The sequence below is a fragment of the Metabacillus sp. RB-C-LZQ-3-1 genome, assembly GCF_058315175.1.
In genome coordinates, this window is the sequence record NZ_JBZFLI010000032.1 from 21,530 (window position 1) to 35,547 (window position 14,018).

A 14,018-nucleotide genomic window follows, 5' to 3' on the forward strand; every position below is an offset into this window, starting at 1 on the left:
TATTTTTATTCTTCTTTCAAAGCTTTTTTCTCTTCGCGTATCTTTTTAAGTGTTTCTTCTTCCTTAATTAATTTGTCTTTGATGTATTCTATATGATTTTCAATCTCTTGCTCTTGCGTTTCAAGGAATTCCAATCTTTTTTTCACTAGTTGTTTAACATGTGCATTCATATCATTACCAACTTTCCTCAATTCATTTATATATCCACTTAGCGAACAGTTATTTATTTCTTATGAAGTTCCTATAATCCATCTTCCTTTATTCGAATGATTTATCGCTAGACAATGGATGCTGCCTTAACAGTTCACTTTCCATACGTTTATTTAATCCCTTTTGGATATAAGGAGACAAAAGACATCGAATGCAACTACACATTGATTCACACTTAGTTATCATCATCTATCACCATGTTTCTTTACATATTTCATATTTGTTGGCATTCCACACCTTGGACACTTTCTAGCATCAGGATTCTTGTGATCTGTTTCTGTATAGCTGCATATTCTATCAATACATTTATGCTCTGCAAGTTTATACTTCATCAGCTACCATCTCTCAACATTCATAAATTTAGGTATCTTATTTTTCTCTTGTTCCAAACGGTCATGTACCTCGTTATGACATCTAATGCAAAGACATTGTAAGTTATCTAATGTTAAAGCAAGATGTGGATGTGTCTTTACTTCTTTTATGTGATGAACGTTCTCGGCTCTCTTATACTTACCTTTTCTTTTACACAATTGGCATTCATTGTTATCCCTTATTAATGCCTCAAGCCTTAACCTTCTCCACTCTTTACATTTGTAGAACTTAACAAGGTTGTCCTGTGCAATAAGTTCATTTAATTGTTTTAGTTCCATCAAGTATCAACCTTCATTTCTAATACTCTTTCAATGTCACAACAACATATATCCATGCCATAATCATAGTGATTATCTAAAAACCTTTTTATCTTTTTTACTTGTTCATTTGTTAGAGAGTGATGTTTTGCAACCTTTTCATAATTCAGTAAGTGCTTAACGTCTTCTCTCATCGATGGTAACTGTTCGCCAGAATCTAAAAGTCGTATTTCTAGCTCTTTAATATAATCTAAAATTCTATCCTTCACTTTATTTCCTCCTCATCGCTCCACCTTTACCGCGCTTAAGTCTTTGTCTATTAGTTCCCATTATTTCAGACCAATTTATTTTTTCGTCCTGGTCCTTGTCATTAGGTTTCTTCTTTTGTTCTTTATTCAGAGCATAAGATATTTTCATATAATCACCCACTATCCTAAAAATGAGGTTAAAAAAAAGAGCCTGTTTTGAACAAAAAAACAACCTCTTTCACACCTATATAATCATTGATTTTAACCTTCTGAATTATCTACAACAGGTAAAGTGTATAATTCGTAACAAACGCCGAAATCAAGCATTCTCAAGCGTTTGAGAGTCACTATATAATGAATTAGACAGTATACTTTTTGTAGCTAATTGAAACAGACAAATAAAAAAGAATGTTAGATTCTTAATTTCTTTTGATAGTTATTTTGAGTATCTTGATTAATTCCTATATATCTTAAAGTTATTTTAGGATCACTATGATTTAATGCTTCTTGCAATGCTGCAACATCCTTAAATTGTTTGTAATGATGATAACCATATGTTTTTCTAAATGAATGTGTGCCAATTCTTTCTAATCCAAATTCTTCTGCAATCTCTTGGAGAATCACATATGCCATACCCCTAGTTATTGGTTTATTTATTCCTTTTCGACTCTTGAATAAATATTCATTCTTGTTTTTTCCCTTTACATACTGGCGAACTTCCTTCTTTAATTCAGGTGGCATCCAAACTTCTTTGAGTTTTTTTGTTTTGCCCTCACGTACATAAACACTCCAACCTTCAACGTCTCTTACTCTAAGTTTTAAAATATCTGATATTCTCATACCAGTGTTGATACCAAATAAAAAAAGAATGAAATTTCTCTCATTCTTTTGCTTTAAATATTTTTTTATTTCTTGAATTAAATCCTTATCACGTATTGGTTGAACTAAATTCATTTATCATCACCACTTCTTTATATGATAAGCACCACCTTATGCTAATAGCTTAGTTTAATTTAAATTCCCCAATACACCGAGAGAATGGCTGAGATTGAGAAATTACAAAATGAAATAGTAATTTCAGAACCCCCGTACGATTCGGTCGCTAGTTCCTTTCAGAACCCTCTTTGCCTGGCGCGCTTAAGACTCCATGTATCTCCCTCGTTAACCAGATACACTTCCTCATCCTGCAGAACCTTTACGAGTACATCATTGATAAAGGAAAGATGCTTCTCCCATAAGCCCAATTGCTTATGAGAAAATCTTATCTTTTATCCATAAATAAATAGTCCCTAGTTTTATCCCACATTTTGTCGTGATTTTGTCGTGATTTTATCGGAAAAATCAACACTCAGATTATTCCAAGTGCTGTTGCAATTGTATTAATTGCCCTTCTTTTCAATTCATAATAAGGGTCCTTATTCATATTAAGTTCCATATAGATGCTAATATCCTTGACACGACCAGCTGAGAGATATTTCTTTTTAATTATCAGCTTTTCATCTTCATCTAGACTATTGTTTAAAGCTCTCTCAATCTGCTTAACTTTTAACTCATTTATTTCTGACGAATTACGTAATGAAGGAAATAGAGTAACACCAGCTTCATCACATTCCTTTTTGTTTTCTAGTTGAACTTTTGCAGCACGATAATTTTTTAACTCTTTAATCACTAATTTCCTTACTTCCTTTTCATCAATTTCCTCCAATAATGATAATTGTTCTGCGAGCATATTTTTCTCCCCCTTAAAAATAAAGAGGACACCAATCAATAAAGCATAAATCATGCTATCTTGATTAGTGCCCTCGGTTTTTCCGTTAGGCATTATATATTTTTTCTGTAAGATTGATTAGAGTAAATTCCCATCAATAAGTAACAGACAGACTTTAGGGTCTTTAAAATCATCTAATATCGTTTTAGGTTCAATCAATTTATTGTTTTCACCTGGAGCTTGACTAAATCTAACTAAAGCGTAATCTTCAGGAACTTCATAAATATTATTTATATCTTCTAATTCGGCAACAGAAGCATTGTATTCTAATTTTGCTGATTCTTTATTTTCAGCCTTTAACAAAGCGTAATGTGGGTCTAGCACTTCAAAATATCTCATTATATCAATCTCCTTTATTTAACTTTTTCGTCAGATTTTCTTCTTTACAGTAGTTTCCAATCTATCTACTTTCCCACCCAGAGTAATAATTACAGTTTCACCATAATCAGGAAGGTCATGTTCTATAAGTTTCCCATCTTTTACAACATACATTTTTTTATCATTCATCAAGTCAATTTCAGCAATCATTTTCACCGAGACCACTCCCGTGTTATAATAAGTTTAGGTCGGGTCGAGAGTAATCTCGGCTTTTTTTATGCAGTCAATTTCTTATTCTTAATTCTTAACTTCACTACGTTCCGAATTGTATTTATAACATTGTAAGGATCCCTTGGCAGTTTTTGACCCGTCTCCCAAGCTCTAGCTGTTGTCACGGTTACACCAAGAGCAATAGCAAAAGTTTTCTTATTCATTCCTGTTGATTTGCGCATAAATTTAACAAAATCTGCAAACTCTTCGTGCGTTATTTCTTCATGCATCTTTATCATCCTTTTTAATCGAAATGTAACACTTATTAAATTTCATAACCGCAATCATGACATATTGTAATCGTTTCATCAGTGCCATAAATAGGAATAGTTTCGTAATTTTCATGTTTACACTCTTTCATCTTTTCACTCCTTCACAATTTATCCGAATTGCGAACTACTCAATTTCTTTCAGTGCTTCTATTAATTCATTTAATGAGTACGATGAATTTAAATGTTGATTTGATAAGTAATCATAATGACAATCAACATGAACATGATTTTCAAGACTATCAACAGTTAAAATTTCATCCGTTTTTTTAAATGGCTTGTTGCAAAATACACATTTTGGGTTTGTCATACAAAGTCTCACTCCTTAAGGTCGCATTTTCTGTCAAAATAGCAAAAGCTGACCATTATCATCACTTTCAAAATAGATGTCTTCAACAATCGGCTCATTTTTCATTGATTCCGGTTCGACTTCCTCAAAATCAGTGAACCACTCTAAAGGAAAACACCCTTTGAATTGAGTCAATGCCTTATCATAATAGATATTGCAATGTGTCTTTTTGGGTTTGATATAGTATTCAATAAGTTCCAATTCTGGATAACCTTCCTTGCGATACATGTAAGCAATATAAACCTTTTCTCTATCCAGTTCTGTTTTGCTTATCAACTTAAAATGTTTCGCCTGAAAGCATCCTGTGTGAGCTCCCTTATTGGGGAAATTTGAAACATAATAATGTTCCTTTCCATTTGGAAAAAGATAATATCGTTCACCTTCTGTAAGGACAGCTGTATTTTCTGTATCAATACAAATTCCTTCTAACATCGTTAACCTCCCTTACCTAATCCTATTTGTTACTTATTTTTTTGAAAGATTCATTCTCCAAATCCATGAGAGGTAAGATGTTTTTGGATTTTAATTTTTCATAGATAAATAATCTACCTTTTTGAGTCCAACGAGTATTCATTTTCACTGTTTGAGTTCCATCTGTATGAAATACATCTACAGTCATTGATTTTGTATATCCCTTACCCTTGTGAGTGGAATACAATAGCCATTGACCATTAAGCTTATATTGAATACCAACATCATGTAATAACAGATTCATTTTTCTCCCAGACATTCCATAGTCTTCAGCGATTTGTGAAATGGTAACAGTGTCTTTTGAATTAAGGATCATGTCCAAATAAGTAACTTTTGGTTTATATTCTGATACTTGCTGTTCTAATGCTGCTGTTTTCGTTTCTAATAACTGCACATGTTTTTGCTCTTCGATCCATTTTTCTGCTCGTTTAATTGGGTCATCAATCATGTAAGAAGGAAAGTTTAATTGTTTAGTTCGTTTTTCGACTTCAATGAAGTATCTCCTTATCGCCTTTCCCATCTCGTTATTTTGAACCATCGCAATCTCTTTCGAAGTATCGATTGTTAAGTAATAATCATGTCTTGTTACATTTCCACGTTCCCCAATTTTGGTGAGCGTTAAAAAATAGTCCTCATTCTCTACAAAATCAAATTTTTCAATACGTCCTTTAATCCATGATGTAAAATCCTTTCCTACCATCAATTTTTCGTGTAATTCTCTTGCATCAACCAATTTTTCTCCGTTCTCGTTTTCATATACAGGAACCATATCGTTCGCTAACACTTTCAAAGTACTCATACATTATCTCTCCCTTCTTTAGTTATCTAGTAGGAGAAACAGCTACGTTTCTCCTACTCTCTTTTTCTTAAGCTATTATTACTAATTTTCCTGAATTAATTTCTTCCTCCAAAGAATTATGTAAATACTCCTTGATGTTTTGCATTGCAGTAATCTTCCAAGCACCACCATCTGCTTCAAATAATGAACAGCTTGGGCCATTTTTCATTCGGAATATAAATTCACTTTCAGGTTGATCTACTTCAACAAATGTTCGGTAAGGTTTCAGTACTACTGGATTCGGCACTTGAACAGTTGCTACTGTTGCGATTCCTACTTTTGCTGAAACTGCTTGAGATACTCCATCATCACCTATTGTTTTCACTTCTTCTTCACGTATGTTACCAACTACTTGTAGCATAATGTCTCTATCCTCATTTTTTACAAATACGGACTGCAATTTAATATTGAATGCTTCTGCATCATACCAACGGTCAAAATCATACGTTGGTATCATTGCATTGGCTTTAATTAAAAATTCACGTTTTGCATCCCGATTGAAGCTGCTAAATACAGAGACTTGTGTTGGTGATTCAACATGAATCATTAACTCTTTGTCACCATCGAATTTTGATTGTAAATACTCGACTAATCCTGATAGACTACGAATTTGGATAGTGTTAGGTGTTGGCTCAGGTACTTCATATAACTCTTGTGTTGAATAAACTTGATTCCCCACTTTCTCAATACGAGTATTTCCTAAGTTAACAATGTACTGAAATGCCTCTTTAATCATTTTTCATTCCTCCTAGTTTGATTGTTGTTTTAGATTAATAATTTTGTTGCCCTGGTCATCGGAAACATCACCTTGTTCATCGATAAATGTTTGACCTTTAACACCGGACTTCAATTCAGCCCCAGTAACCTTACCTTTGCCGTCTAAATCCATTAATAGCTTGGCTTCGATTGCATGTGCTGGAGCAAGTGTTAATTTTGAGACTACATTTGTCATCACCACATCACGTGATTCATCAGCATTGAAGGTGATTGTTAAAGTTAACTTTCGCTTCTTTTTCCCATCTGTGTTTGGGTCAGCAATATTTTCTAGTACTTTTTGTAAATCTGTGTTTAACCTTTCTGATAGGGCACCACCAGCAAACGAATTTAAATCAATGATTTTATTTGACATGTATATCCTCCTCAAAATAACTTTTTCATGTATCTGTTTTTAAGGCGTTTATGATATGTTCCTTTTTTAATTGCATTAACATCAGCTAGTACTCTAGCAGACTTGTATAAATAACTGCATAATTTTCCAAGACTCATTTTCGCACCTCCGAATTATTAATTTTAAAAGGACTCCTAAGTTCATGGTTTTCTGGATGCTCATAAACGATTGCTAATGCTAAAATTTGCGACCTAGTTTTTAGGTCCAATGTTTCCATGTTAAGAACCATATTTTGTACTTTAATCGGGTCTTTTTTAAGCTCATTAATTAAGACTTTTTCTACCAATTTCATACGTTACACCGCAATTACATGAGGTTTCCCTGACGTTCTGTTGATAAGATGTAATTCACCTTTGTTATCCGAAAGGTTCTTCACTATTAGCCAATCTTTAGGCTCTAGACCAGCAGTTTTAATTTGTTTTTTCTGTGCGTTAGTAGGATTTTTACCTTGTTTCAACTTCTCGGATACCTCCCTCTTTATAAATTCTGCTTTTTCAAAAATTCGGGTTAACTTTGCAACAGGATACTCCTTGTTATTAATCTCGAATTTTTTAATTGTTGATAGTTTTAAAGAGTTTCTTGCCACAACATCAACAAAGTGATTTTCGTTTAGCACGCTACCTGTATATCCTTTGGAATATGAGTTATCTAACTCTCGATACTCAATGCGAATCCAAAAAGGATAATTAACCATCTTTATTGCCCCTGTTTTTCTTTATTCGCTCGAACAATTCTTTCTTCTGCTTTTCAAATTCTTCTTTACTTAATTCCGGTTCACCGTTGCTATTTGTTTGAGGTTCACCTTCATTATTCAACCAATCAGGAATTAGTTCTTTTCTGGTTGTACGTTGTTTTGGCTTACTTTGACGTTTTGACCTATTTTCTCTAAACGCAAGTTGAGCTGCATGAACTTGTTCAACTGTCTTTAGGTTCCGATTTGCCCAATCTCGTAATACTGCTTCAACATACTTCCAAGTGCGTACACCTGATTCAACAGCGATTTCCATAGACTTAATGACGAGCTCAGTAGACATACAATTTTCCCAATACTCAATTTTGTCGTGAACAAATGGAGTGATTGTTCCAAATCCGTTATCTTCGAAAAATCGATATGCATTTGGTGATTGGGTGGATGCTTCTTCTTCAACTTCTTTTTTAAGTTCTGAAGTGATCTCTGAAGTAATCTCTGGTATTGCTCTTTCATCGTGAAAGTTCGGAGCATCATTTTGAAAGTTCGAACTTTCATTTTGATTTTTCGAATCGTCAATTTGAAAGTTCGAATCGTCAATTTGATTTTTCGAGTCGTCATTCAAAACTTGAGCATAACCATCAAGAGCAAAACCTAGTTGATTAAGGTCTATTTGAATTTTGTGCAACTCTACTCTGTATTGAAATGTTTTATCCCATCTATACTTAGGATTGTTCCTCTTAGACAACCAACCCTTCTCTACCAACTTGTCTAAATAACGCCTCATCGTTGCTTCTGAGGATGTTATCATGCACTCTTCTGCCAATTCATCAGCTTTCTTGTATATCCATCCATTTTGCAAACTGATTTCTTCACTATCGATGTTTTCTGCTTTTAAGCGTTCTTTCTCTTCTTTGATGAATTTGTCATAGTCTGCAACTCTCTCAGACCAGTAAATCATTTGATTTAAAACGATTGCTAACTTATAATCCCCAGTGAGCTCCACAAGTTCTTGCTTAATCACAATACGTCCTAGTTTAGTAGCCACTTGTTTCACTCCTTTCACACAATAAATTCTTGAATATCAAATTGAATTTCTTTATACTTTTTACTAATAAGACTATTTGCAATTTCTGACGCTTTCTTTCTACCTTCTGTAACCGTGTCTGCAAACACGATTGTAGAGTGAATCGTTTTGAAATTGCTTTTTACTTTCACGAATAAATCAATTTCAAAAAGCATGTTACCTCCCCTTTTCTTCTGACTTATCCATCGTTAACCACACATAGACTGCGCAAACTAAACAAAATAGTAAAACAATACCTGCTTGCGTATAGTGTTCCAATGTTAATCCTCCTTTTCATAAATTTGATGCATAGCTTGTCCTATATTTGCATATGTATTAGTAACAAGTTCACATCGTCATAACCAGGAGTGGAAAAGGGCTCTTGGGAAATAAGGAGGAAAAACACTCCTAGTTATGACGACAAGAACTTATTAAGCTTGTCGTTCTAACATGTACATGTTAGAATTGATGTAGAATCTATTTGAAAATTTCCCTTTAAGCAGTGAGTGTGCCAGCACTTGCTGCTTTTTTACTTTTCAATAAAGGATTGTTCTTATGTTGAAATGCGTATCTAATATTCTCAATTTGATTTCCTAAATCTCGATACAACATTGACATTTCTTTATTTTTTTTATGGAAGTAATGTTTTCCTTGAAACCTTAAAGCTTGTGTAAGATGAATCATTTCCATGCCATCCAATTCAATTTCTTTCTCCATTTGTTGAACCTTTTTATATGAGATATCAAATAACTTTTGACCAGAACCATTTAATGTTTTCCTGTAATTTCTCATTGCAACTAGAGCCAAATCCTTTTGAAAGTTTGTTAGTTTAATTGACTGTTTCATATGATTCTCCTATCTTCATCGTAATAACCAGTTAACGTTCCTCTATCGATTAGAAGTTTTGCTCCCCAAGCACCAAAGCTTTTAACACGGTATAAATCATCCTTTAGATAAAAAGTGAACTGATAAATTTTTATATCAGATAATACGATAATTGTTTTTGTTACTCTCGAAGTAGCTATAAAAAAATCGATGAATTTTTTTTGATTTTCAAATTCATAGGACAATTTCTCTTTCATGTAATTGACAAACCCAACAGAAGTTTCCTTCTCAACTGCATCAAAATCAATTTGATTTCCCTTTACAAACGGATTCAATTTATCTTCCTCCTTATACATGCATTAGCTCCCTTTCTTCATACCTTGGCATTGCTACCCTTGTTGAAAGTGACTTCCTCGTCCAGTCATCTGATAAAGATTTAAGATTAATGCCAAATTCCCTATTAAGTGCATATAGCGTTGTTCGAACTCCAGGACATAAATCAAATAGCTCTCTGAAATCATTCATTGGTACATCAGCAACTACTCCTGGTCTTAGGTCTGTCATCCATTCCTCAATCTGGTTAATAGAATCAAGAGCATGTTGAATTTGTTGCTTTAGATTTAATATGGCTCTTCCCAAATCCTCGTTTAATTGCGGATTAATTGGTGCAGCTGCTAATGGATGTAAATCGTATATGTAGTGAACTAAATCAACATGTTCAAATGCTCCTAGTGCAGTGAACCATTTAATTGCTAATTCCGGAGTTGGTTCAACCAATCCATTCTCAATATCACTAATTTGCTTTTGAGTACGATTAATTACTTTACCAAGTGCGATTTGGCTGAACCCTGACTGATTTCTTAAATCTCTCATTAGATGATTTATATTGTGTCTAGAATATGGTTTGTTCGACATATGTTCTCCTCCATAATTATTCAGTTTTAGGTAGTAAAATATAATTAAATGATTTTTTTATCAAAATACTGAGTGTTATCTTCAACCCAACGTGTCTTCTTTTCTATCCATTTCATTAACAAGTGGGTTGGAATTCTTTTTCCGAATTCATTTATAACCGGGAAGTCCGGTCTAGACATTAGTTCTGACATTTTGGTTGGACCACACTTTAAAAACTCCATAGCCTCAGAGCGTGTTAGCATTTGTGGTGTTGAAAATTTTGTACGGCCATCTTCAACACCTTGTTCATATGCTTTCTGGATCATTGCTTGTAACTGAAGATTGAAGATTTTTTCTTCAATTTCTTTTAACGAGATTTGCATAAATTCACCTCTTTCAGAATTACCTTAAGACTTTTTGATATTATTACGTTTCATTAAATTTTATATTTTTAAGCACTAGAATTGCGCGTAACGCTTAATTTGTTATCAAAAAAAATTCTTACATCTACATTTAAGCATTTTGCTATTATTTCAAGGTCATCTACGGTTAATCTTATTTTTCCTTTAGAAACGTCTGAATACCAAGCAACTGTCTTATTACATGCTTTAGCTACATGTGTCTTTGTAACCCCCCTAGCCTTTCGAACGTTTTCTACTCTAATGTGTATTGGTGTCAAGTTTACACCCCCTAATTTTTTTAAGCGTTCCGCTTATCTGTTTTAAGTATAAATTAAGCGTTGCGCTATTGTCAACTATATTTTAAGCTTATCGCTTAAAATATTTAACGTAACGCTAAATGATGATATATTTATTTTGAGGTGGGAATACATGGCTGAACTAGGTAAAAGGTTAAAAAAAGCTAGAGAACTGAAAAGACTTACACAAATACAAGCAGCTAAGTTACTTGGTATTTCTAATGGTACTTTATCTGGATATGAAAGAAACTATCGTGACCCAGATACGCAGACACTTGAGAAAATGGCTAGTTTGTATGGTGTTTCAGTTGATTATCTATTAGGTAGACCTGAGTTTTTAATTGGAAGCGAAGAAAGTATCAGAAAGGCAACATTAACACCAAAAGATGAAAAAGACATTGCAAGAAAACTAGAATCAATATTAAGCGATCTTGAAAGTGATGTAGGATTATCATTTGCAGGTGAACCTATGGATGAAGTAACCAGGGAATTAATAAAAGCTCAAATTGAAAGTAATCTTCGTTCAGCTAAACAGATAGCTAAAAAGAAATTTACTCCTAAAAAATATAGAAAAGATAATGAATAAGGGGAGTTAGTTAGTGGGGGCAATTAAAAATACGGTTAATAAGATAGTAAAGAAGCACAAAACAAACAATCCTTTTGAAATTGCAAAGAATAAGGGGATCCAAATCGAATATGCTGATTTAGGGGATAGTTTAGGTTTTTATTTTCATGATAGCCGGATTAAATTTATTAACATAAATCAATATTTAGAAGAGCATTTGAAGAAGTTTGTTTGCGCACATGAATTAGGACATGCTATCCTTCACCCGAAAGCGAACACACCCTTTTTAAAAAGACATACCTTCTTTTCTACTGAAAAGATAGAAGTTGAAGCTAATACTTTCGCAGTTGAATTGTCAATTCTAGATGAGCATATCACTGAATATCAAGATACTAATTTATCAATTTATGATTTATGTGATATCCATGGTGTTCCTCGGGAGCTTGCTCATCTAAAAAATTTGAAATTTAACTAGTAATATTTTCATTGAACTTAAGAATCACGCGAACAAGATGCGTGTTTTTATTTTACTTATCTGTGGTTCTTTTAACCATTTTATACATATAAATCAAATTTAGAAATGGGTGAATTATGATATGGCAGCTGCATTTAGTTTAATTATTGTTCTTTCACTACTAGCATTGATATTAGGAATAATTAAGCCAAAATTTGTTTTTATGAAATACAGGAAAAAAGTTATAGCGATCTATGGAATCTTACTAATACTAAGTTTTATAGGGTTTAGTATTACTTTAACACCAGAGGAAATATCAAAAATTGAAGCTCAACAAGAGACTAACAGAAAAGAAAAACTAGAATCAAAAGAACTGGCTCAACAAGAGGAACAGGAGAAAAATAATTTGAAGTCAAATGTAGAAGAAGTTGAACAAGAGGAAGATGAAATTACAAAAGATAACGTAGCAAAAGAAGAAGCTGTTATAGAATCGACTCAACCAGAACAGGATCCTGAAACGTGGAAGGACGAAGTAAATAAAATTGCAAATTCCACCAAGACAGAAACAGAAAAGTTTGATGAAGTATCTATAATTGCAAGTGAATACAAACCAACTGAAAAAGAAATTGAAAGTTTTCAATCATACATTATTAACGAATATAAAAACAAAAAGTATCTTAATGACATTGACAATCATGAATACATGCTTTCAAACATTTTTATATCAACAGTAATTGAAACTTATTATGATGATGATCTTTATGAGGCGATTGATTCTTTCGCATTTGACTTTCTTCAAAATACAAAGTACACCTATCGAGGAGTAGAACAAGTTGATAGTCAAGAAGTTATCTCTAATGAAGAGCAAATGAACGAAAAGTTGCTGTCGATTGAATAAACTATAATTTTTTTGCCCTTTATCTTGATGAAGGGTATATATAGCAAACTTTAAACGAACATACATTCTAAAAATTCGAGGTGAATACCATGTATTTCAGGGAATTGATTAAAGGTAAGAAATGGCTTTGTGTTGCAGATGGTCCTCGAGACCCTGTTACAGGTGAAAGGAAACAAATTGCACGAAGAGGAAAAACTAAAAAAGAAGCTGAAAGTCGTGTACGTGAGGCATTAAGAAAATTAGAGGAGGATGGAATTGATGAAAAAAGAGTCAAAAATCTGCCTTTTGATAAATTCGCTTTAGAGTGGCTGGAGGTATACAAATTAACAGGCGTTAAGCGTAATACTGTACGAATAAGAGAGAAGGAAATTAAAATACTAAACCGTTATATTGCGAAGGTTAATATTGATAAAATTTCAAATAAGATGTATCAAAACATCCTTATAGATTTGTCAAAACAAGACTATGCCAAAACAACGATGGAGGGAGTTCACGTTACTGCTGGTATGATATTTAAATATGCAATGAAAGAAAATCTTATTAAGTCCAGTCCTACTATTCATGCAGTTATTCCGAAAAAGCGCAAAACAGTTGAAGAAATAGAAAACACAAATATTGATGATGAATATTTAGAGCTTGAGGAATTATCTCAATTTCTTGATGCAGTTGAAAAACATGGTTTATACCTTGATAGAGAAAGGTTCTATTTACTCGCTTTTTCTGGAATGCGTTCTGGTGAATTATGTGCTTTAAAATGGTCAGATATCACTTTCAAAACTAATATGATTCGAATCACCAAAACGCTCTCAAATGAAACTAATAACATGCGTGAGTATGAACTCACCCCACCTAAGACAGACGGGTCTATTCGCACTTTTGATGTACCAGTTTATATAACAAATCTACTCAAACAACATAAATTGAAACAAATGAAACTACTCAATGACGGTAGGAAGAGATATGAGGATTTCCATGAAGGGAACTTTGTTTTTTGTAGAGAAAATGGATATCCATTTGCACCAAAGAACATTCTAGTCCGTATGGAAAGACTATTGAAGTACACTTCCATAGAGAAGCATGCTACACCACATATTTTTCGTCATACTCATATAAGTATGTTAACAGCTGCAAGAGTAGATCTTCCAACAATAATGAAACGTGTTGGACATGAAGATGTTAAAACAACTATGAGAATATATACACATGTTACTAAAAATATGAAAGAGGATGCTTCTCAAAAGCTCAATGAGACCCTTGGAAACATCCTCAATTTTGGAAATTGAAAATAATTGTGATTGGAATGTGATTTTTTCAGGCGAAAGACTTAATGCAATACGCTTTAACACTTGATAATCCAAGGTTTGTGAGCGTTAAATTACATCATGCCGCCCAT

30 protein-coding genes are annotated in these 14,018 nt (G+C 33.2%); 4 read left to right on the plus strand and 26 right to left on the minus strand.

The window, feature by feature from the left end; genetic code table 11:
- Nucleotides 1-5: 5 nt before the first annotated feature.
- From AC4GZ8_RS25295 to AC4GZ8_RS25420, 26 genes are all read right to left on the minus strand, one after another.
- Nucleotides 6-170: a hypothetical protein gene (locus AC4GZ8_RS25295; RefSeq protein WP_491084655.1), complete on the minus strand. Its 165-nt coding sequence runs from the start codon at nt 168-170 to the stop codon at nt 6-8.
- 225 nt (nt 171-395) lie between these two features.
- Nucleotides 396-542, minus strand: coding sequence for a hypothetical protein (locus AC4GZ8_RS25300; protein ID WP_491084656.1), 147 nt, complete (start codon nt 540-542; stop codon nt 396-398).
- 3 nt (nt 543-545) lie between these two features.
- Nucleotides 546-860, minus strand: a complete 315-nt coding sequence (locus AC4GZ8_RS25305; protein WP_491084684.1) for an HNH endonuclease — start codon at nt 858-860, stop codon at nt 546-548.
- A complete protein-coding gene (locus AC4GZ8_RS25310; RefSeq protein ID WP_491084657.1) occupies nt 860-1,108 on the minus strand; it encodes a hypothetical protein in 249 nt (82 codons plus the stop codon). Before AC4GZ8_RS25310 ends, AC4GZ8_RS25305 begins: the two co-directional genes overlap by 1 nt.
- A gap of 1 nt (nt 1,109) precedes the next feature.
- Entirely contained in the window at nt 1,110-1,256 is a 147-nt protein-coding gene (locus AC4GZ8_RS25315) for a hypothetical protein (protein ID WP_491084658.1), read from the minus strand.
- 242 nt (nt 1,257-1,498) lie between these two features.
- The gene (locus AC4GZ8_RS25320; protein WP_491084659.1) at nt 1,499-2,041 is read right to left on the minus strand and encodes a tyrosine-type recombinase/integrase; all 543 of its coding nucleotides are present in this window, start codon (nt 2,039-2,041) and stop codon (nt 1,499-1,501) included.
- A gap of 394 nt (nt 2,042-2,435) precedes the next feature.
- On the minus strand, nt 2,436-2,816 hold the full coding sequence (locus tag AC4GZ8_RS25325; RefSeq protein WP_491084660.1) for an ArpU family phage packaging/lysis transcriptional regulator: 381 nt from the start codon (nt 2,814-2,816) through the stop codon (nt 2,436-2,438).
- Between the two features lie 117 nt (nt 2,817-2,933).
- On the minus strand, nt 2,934-3,194 hold the full coding sequence (locus AC4GZ8_RS25330; RefSeq protein ID WP_491084661.1) for a YosH family protein: 261 nt from the start codon (nt 3,192-3,194) through the stop codon (nt 2,934-2,936).
- A 30-nt stretch (nt 3,195-3,224) separates the two neighbouring features.
- Nucleotides 3,225-3,383 carry a DUF3954 domain-containing protein gene (locus tag AC4GZ8_RS25335; RefSeq protein ID WP_491084685.1) on the minus strand — a complete coding sequence of 53 codons (159 nt, stop codon included), beginning with the start codon at nt 3,381-3,383 and terminating at the stop codon, nt 3,225-3,227.
- 65 nt (nt 3,384-3,448) lie between these two features.
- A complete protein-coding gene (locus AC4GZ8_RS25340; protein ID WP_491084662.1) occupies nt 3,449-3,673 on the minus strand; it encodes a helix-turn-helix domain-containing protein in 225 nt (74 codons plus the stop codon).
- Nucleotides 3,666-3,788: a hypothetical protein gene (locus AC4GZ8_RS25345; protein WP_491084663.1), complete on the minus strand. Its 123-nt coding sequence runs from the start codon at nt 3,786-3,788 to the stop codon at nt 3,666-3,668. The genes AC4GZ8_RS25340 and AC4GZ8_RS25345 overlap by 8 nt, the downstream gene beginning before the upstream one ends.
- Before the next feature lie 51 nt (nt 3,789-3,839).
- Nucleotides 3,840-4,022, minus strand: coding sequence for a hypothetical protein (locus AC4GZ8_RS25350; protein WP_491084664.1), 183 nt, complete (start codon nt 4,020-4,022; stop codon nt 3,840-3,842).
- A 33-nt stretch (nt 4,023-4,055) separates the two neighbouring features.
- Nucleotides 4,056-4,493 carry a hypothetical protein gene (locus AC4GZ8_RS25355; protein WP_491084665.1) on the minus strand — a complete coding sequence of 146 codons (438 nt, stop codon included), beginning with the start codon at nt 4,491-4,493 and terminating at the stop codon, nt 4,056-4,058.
- 22 nt (nt 4,494-4,515) lie between these two features.
- Nucleotides 4,516-5,331, minus strand: a complete 816-nt coding sequence (locus AC4GZ8_RS25360; protein WP_491084666.1) for a phage antirepressor KilAC domain-containing protein — start codon at nt 5,329-5,331, stop codon at nt 4,516-4,518.
- Between the two features lie 67 nt (nt 5,332-5,398).
- Complete coding sequence (locus AC4GZ8_RS25365; protein ID WP_491084667.1) at nt 5,399-6,106, minus strand: hypothetical protein; 708 nt, start codon at nt 6,104-6,106, stop codon at nt 5,399-5,401.
- 12 nt (nt 6,107-6,118) lie between these two features.
- A complete protein-coding gene (locus AC4GZ8_RS25370; RefSeq protein ID WP_491084668.1) occupies nt 6,119-6,499 on the minus strand; it encodes a replication terminator protein in 381 nt (126 codons plus the stop codon).
- 11 nt (nt 6,500-6,510) lie between these two features.
- On the minus strand, nt 6,511-6,636 hold the full coding sequence (locus AC4GZ8_RS25375; protein ID WP_440768407.1) for a hypothetical protein: 126 nt from the start codon (nt 6,634-6,636) through the stop codon (nt 6,511-6,513).
- A complete protein-coding gene (locus AC4GZ8_RS25380) occupies nt 6,633-6,830 on the minus strand; it encodes a hypothetical protein (RefSeq protein WP_491084669.1) in 198 nt (65 codons plus the stop codon). The genes AC4GZ8_RS25375 and AC4GZ8_RS25380 overlap by 4 nt, the downstream gene beginning before the upstream one ends.
- A gap of 3 nt (nt 6,831-6,833) precedes the next feature.
- Complete coding sequence (locus AC4GZ8_RS25385; protein ID WP_491084670.1) at nt 6,834-7,232, minus strand: DUF6906 family protein; 399 nt, start codon at nt 7,230-7,232, stop codon at nt 6,834-6,836.
- On the minus strand, nt 7,225-8,274 hold the full coding sequence (locus AC4GZ8_RS25390) for a DnaD domain-containing protein (RefSeq protein ID WP_491084671.1): 1,050 nt from the start codon (nt 8,272-8,274) through the stop codon (nt 7,225-7,227). Before AC4GZ8_RS25390 ends, AC4GZ8_RS25385 begins: the two co-directional genes overlap by 8 nt.
- Nucleotides 8,275-8,288: 14 nt before the next feature.
- Nucleotides 8,289-8,468 (minus strand): hypothetical protein, encoded by a 180-nt coding sequence (locus AC4GZ8_RS25395; protein WP_491084672.1) that lies wholly within the window; start codon nt 8,466-8,468, stop codon nt 8,289-8,291.
- A 319-nt stretch (nt 8,469-8,787) separates the two neighbouring features.
- Nucleotides 8,788-9,138 (minus strand): hypothetical protein, encoded by a 351-nt coding sequence (locus AC4GZ8_RS25400; protein WP_491084673.1) that lies wholly within the window; start codon nt 9,136-9,138, stop codon nt 8,788-8,790.
- Nucleotides 9,135-9,452: a hypothetical protein gene (locus tag AC4GZ8_RS25405; RefSeq protein ID WP_491084674.1), complete on the minus strand. Its 318-nt coding sequence runs from the start codon at nt 9,450-9,452 to the stop codon at nt 9,135-9,137. Before AC4GZ8_RS25405 ends, AC4GZ8_RS25400 begins: the two co-directional genes overlap by 4 nt.
- A gap of 13 nt (nt 9,453-9,465) precedes the next feature.
- A complete protein-coding gene (locus AC4GZ8_RS25410; protein ID WP_491084675.1) occupies nt 9,466-10,032 on the minus strand; it encodes a helix-turn-helix domain-containing protein in 567 nt (188 codons plus the stop codon).
- Nucleotides 10,033-10,076: 44 nt separating this feature from the next.
- Complete coding sequence (locus AC4GZ8_RS25415) at nt 10,077-10,394, minus strand: hypothetical protein (RefSeq protein WP_491084676.1); 318 nt, start codon at nt 10,392-10,394, stop codon at nt 10,077-10,079.
- Between the two features lie 68 nt (nt 10,395-10,462).
- Nucleotides 10,463-10,690 carry a helix-turn-helix domain-containing protein gene (locus tag AC4GZ8_RS25420; protein ID WP_491084677.1) on the minus strand — a complete coding sequence of 76 codons (228 nt, stop codon included), beginning with the start codon at nt 10,688-10,690 and terminating at the stop codon, nt 10,463-10,465.
- A 151-nt stretch (nt 10,691-10,841) separates the two neighbouring features.
- Here AC4GZ8_RS25420 and AC4GZ8_RS25425 point away from each other — a divergent pair, with 151 nt between their 5' ends.
- From AC4GZ8_RS25425 to AC4GZ8_RS25440, 4 genes are all read left to right on the plus strand, one after another.
- A complete protein-coding gene (locus AC4GZ8_RS25425; protein ID WP_491084678.1) occupies nt 10,842-11,294 on the plus strand; it encodes a helix-turn-helix domain-containing protein in 453 nt (150 codons plus the stop codon).
- A gap of 13 nt (nt 11,295-11,307) precedes the next feature.
- The gene (locus tag AC4GZ8_RS25430; RefSeq protein WP_491084679.1) at nt 11,308-11,748 is read left to right on the plus strand and encodes an ImmA/IrrE family metallo-endopeptidase; all 441 of its coding nucleotides are present in this window, start codon (nt 11,308-11,310) and stop codon (nt 11,746-11,748) included.
- Nucleotides 11,749-11,869: 121 nt separating this feature from the next.
- On the plus strand, nt 11,870-12,625 hold the full coding sequence (locus tag AC4GZ8_RS25435) for a hypothetical protein (RefSeq protein WP_491084680.1): 756 nt from the start codon (nt 11,870-11,872) through the stop codon (nt 12,623-12,625).
- 89 nt (nt 12,626-12,714) lie between these two features.
- Nucleotides 12,715-13,908 (plus strand): site-specific integrase, encoded by a 1,194-nt coding sequence (locus AC4GZ8_RS25440; protein ID WP_491084681.1) that lies wholly within the window; start codon nt 12,715-12,717, stop codon nt 13,906-13,908.
- The last annotated feature ends 110 nt before the right edge of the window (nt 13,909-14,018 follow it).

Bases quoted from the DNA above. Each gene is read 5' to 3' on its own strand.
- AC4GZ8_RS25295 (WP_491084655.1), bottom strand. From the start codon at position 170: ATGAATGCACATGTTAAACAACTAGTGAAAAAAAGATTGGAATTCCTT.
- AC4GZ8_RS25300 (WP_491084656.1), bottom strand. From the start codon at position 542: ATGAAGTATAAACTTGCAGAGCATAAATGTATTGATAGAATATGCAGC.
- AC4GZ8_RS25305 (WP_491084684.1), bottom strand. From the start codon at position 860: ATGGAACTAAAACAATTAAATGAACTTATTGCACAGGACAACCTTGTT.
- AC4GZ8_RS25315 (WP_491084658.1), bottom strand. From the start codon at position 1,256: ATGAAAATATCTTATGCTCTGAATAAAGAACAAAAGAAGAAACCTAAT.
- AC4GZ8_RS25320 (WP_491084659.1), bottom strand. From the start codon at position 2,041: ATGAATTTAGTTCAACCAATACGTGATAAGGATTTAATTCAAGAAATA.
- AC4GZ8_RS25325 (WP_491084660.1), bottom strand. From the start codon at position 2,816: ATGCTCGCAGAACAATTATCATTATTGGAGGAAATTGATGAAAAGGAA.
- AC4GZ8_RS25330 (WP_491084661.1), bottom strand. From the start codon at position 3,194: ATGAGATATTTTGAAGTGCTAGACCCACATTACGCTTTGTTAAAGGCT.
- AC4GZ8_RS25335 (WP_491084685.1), bottom strand. From the start codon at position 3,383: ATGATTGCTGAAATTGACTTGATGAATGATAAAAAAATGTATGTTGTA.
- AC4GZ8_RS25340 (WP_491084662.1), bottom strand. From the start codon at position 3,673: ATGCATGAAGAAATAACGCACGAAGAGTTTGCAGATTTTGTTAAATTT.
- AC4GZ8_RS25345 (WP_491084663.1), bottom strand. From the start codon at position 3,788: ATGAAAATTACGAAACTATTCCTATTTATGGCACTGATGAAACGATTA.
- AC4GZ8_RS25350 (WP_491084664.1), bottom strand. From the start codon at position 4,022: ATGACAAACCCAAAATGTGTATTTTGCAACAAGCCATTTAAAAAAACG.
- AC4GZ8_RS25355 (WP_491084665.1), bottom strand. From the start codon at position 4,493: ATGTTAGAAGGAATTTGTATTGATACAGAAAATACAGCTGTCCTTACA.
- AC4GZ8_RS25360 (WP_491084666.1), bottom strand. From the start codon at position 5,331: ATGAGTACTTTGAAAGTGTTAGCGAACGATATGGTTCCTGTATATGAA.
- AC4GZ8_RS25365 (WP_491084667.1), bottom strand. From the start codon at position 6,106: ATGATTAAAGAGGCATTTCAGTACATTGTTAACTTAGGAAATACTCGT.
- AC4GZ8_RS25370 (WP_491084668.1), bottom strand. From the start codon at position 6,499: ATGTCAAATAAAATCATTGATTTAAATTCGTTTGCTGGTGGTGCCCTA.
- AC4GZ8_RS25375 (WP_440768407.1), bottom strand. From the start codon at position 6,636: ATGAGTCTTGGAAAATTATGCAGTTATTTATACAAGTCTGCTAGAGTA.
- AC4GZ8_RS25380 (WP_491084669.1), bottom strand. From the start codon at position 6,830: ATGAAATTGGTAGAAAAAGTCTTAATTAATGAGCTTAAAAAAGACCCG.
- AC4GZ8_RS25385 (WP_491084670.1), bottom strand. From the start codon at position 7,232: ATGGTTAATTATCCTTTTTGGATTCGCATTGAGTATCGAGAGTTAGAT.
- AC4GZ8_RS25395 (WP_491084672.1), bottom strand. From the start codon at position 8,468: ATGCTTTTTGAAATTGATTTATTCGTGAAAGTAAAAAGCAATTTCAAA.
- AC4GZ8_RS25400 (WP_491084673.1), bottom strand. From the start codon at position 9,138: ATGAAACAGTCAATTAAACTAACAAACTTTCAAAAGGATTTGGCTCTA.
- AC4GZ8_RS25410 (WP_491084675.1), bottom strand. From the start codon at position 10,032: ATGTCGAACAAACCATATTCTAGACACAATATAAATCATCTAATGAGA.
- AC4GZ8_RS25415 (WP_491084676.1), bottom strand. From the start codon at position 10,394: ATGCAAATCTCGTTAAAAGAAATTGAAGAAAAAATCTTCAATCTTCAG.
- AC4GZ8_RS25425 (WP_491084678.1), top strand. From the start codon at position 10,842: ATGGCTGAACTAGGTAAAAGGTTAAAAAAAGCTAGAGAACTGAAAAGA.
- AC4GZ8_RS25435 (WP_491084680.1), top strand. From the start codon at position 11,870: ATGGCAGCTGCATTTAGTTTAATTATTGTTCTTTCACTACTAGCATTG.
- AC4GZ8_RS25440 (WP_491084681.1), top strand. From the start codon at position 12,715: ATGTATTTCAGGGAATTGATTAAAGGTAAGAAATGGCTTTGTGTTGCA.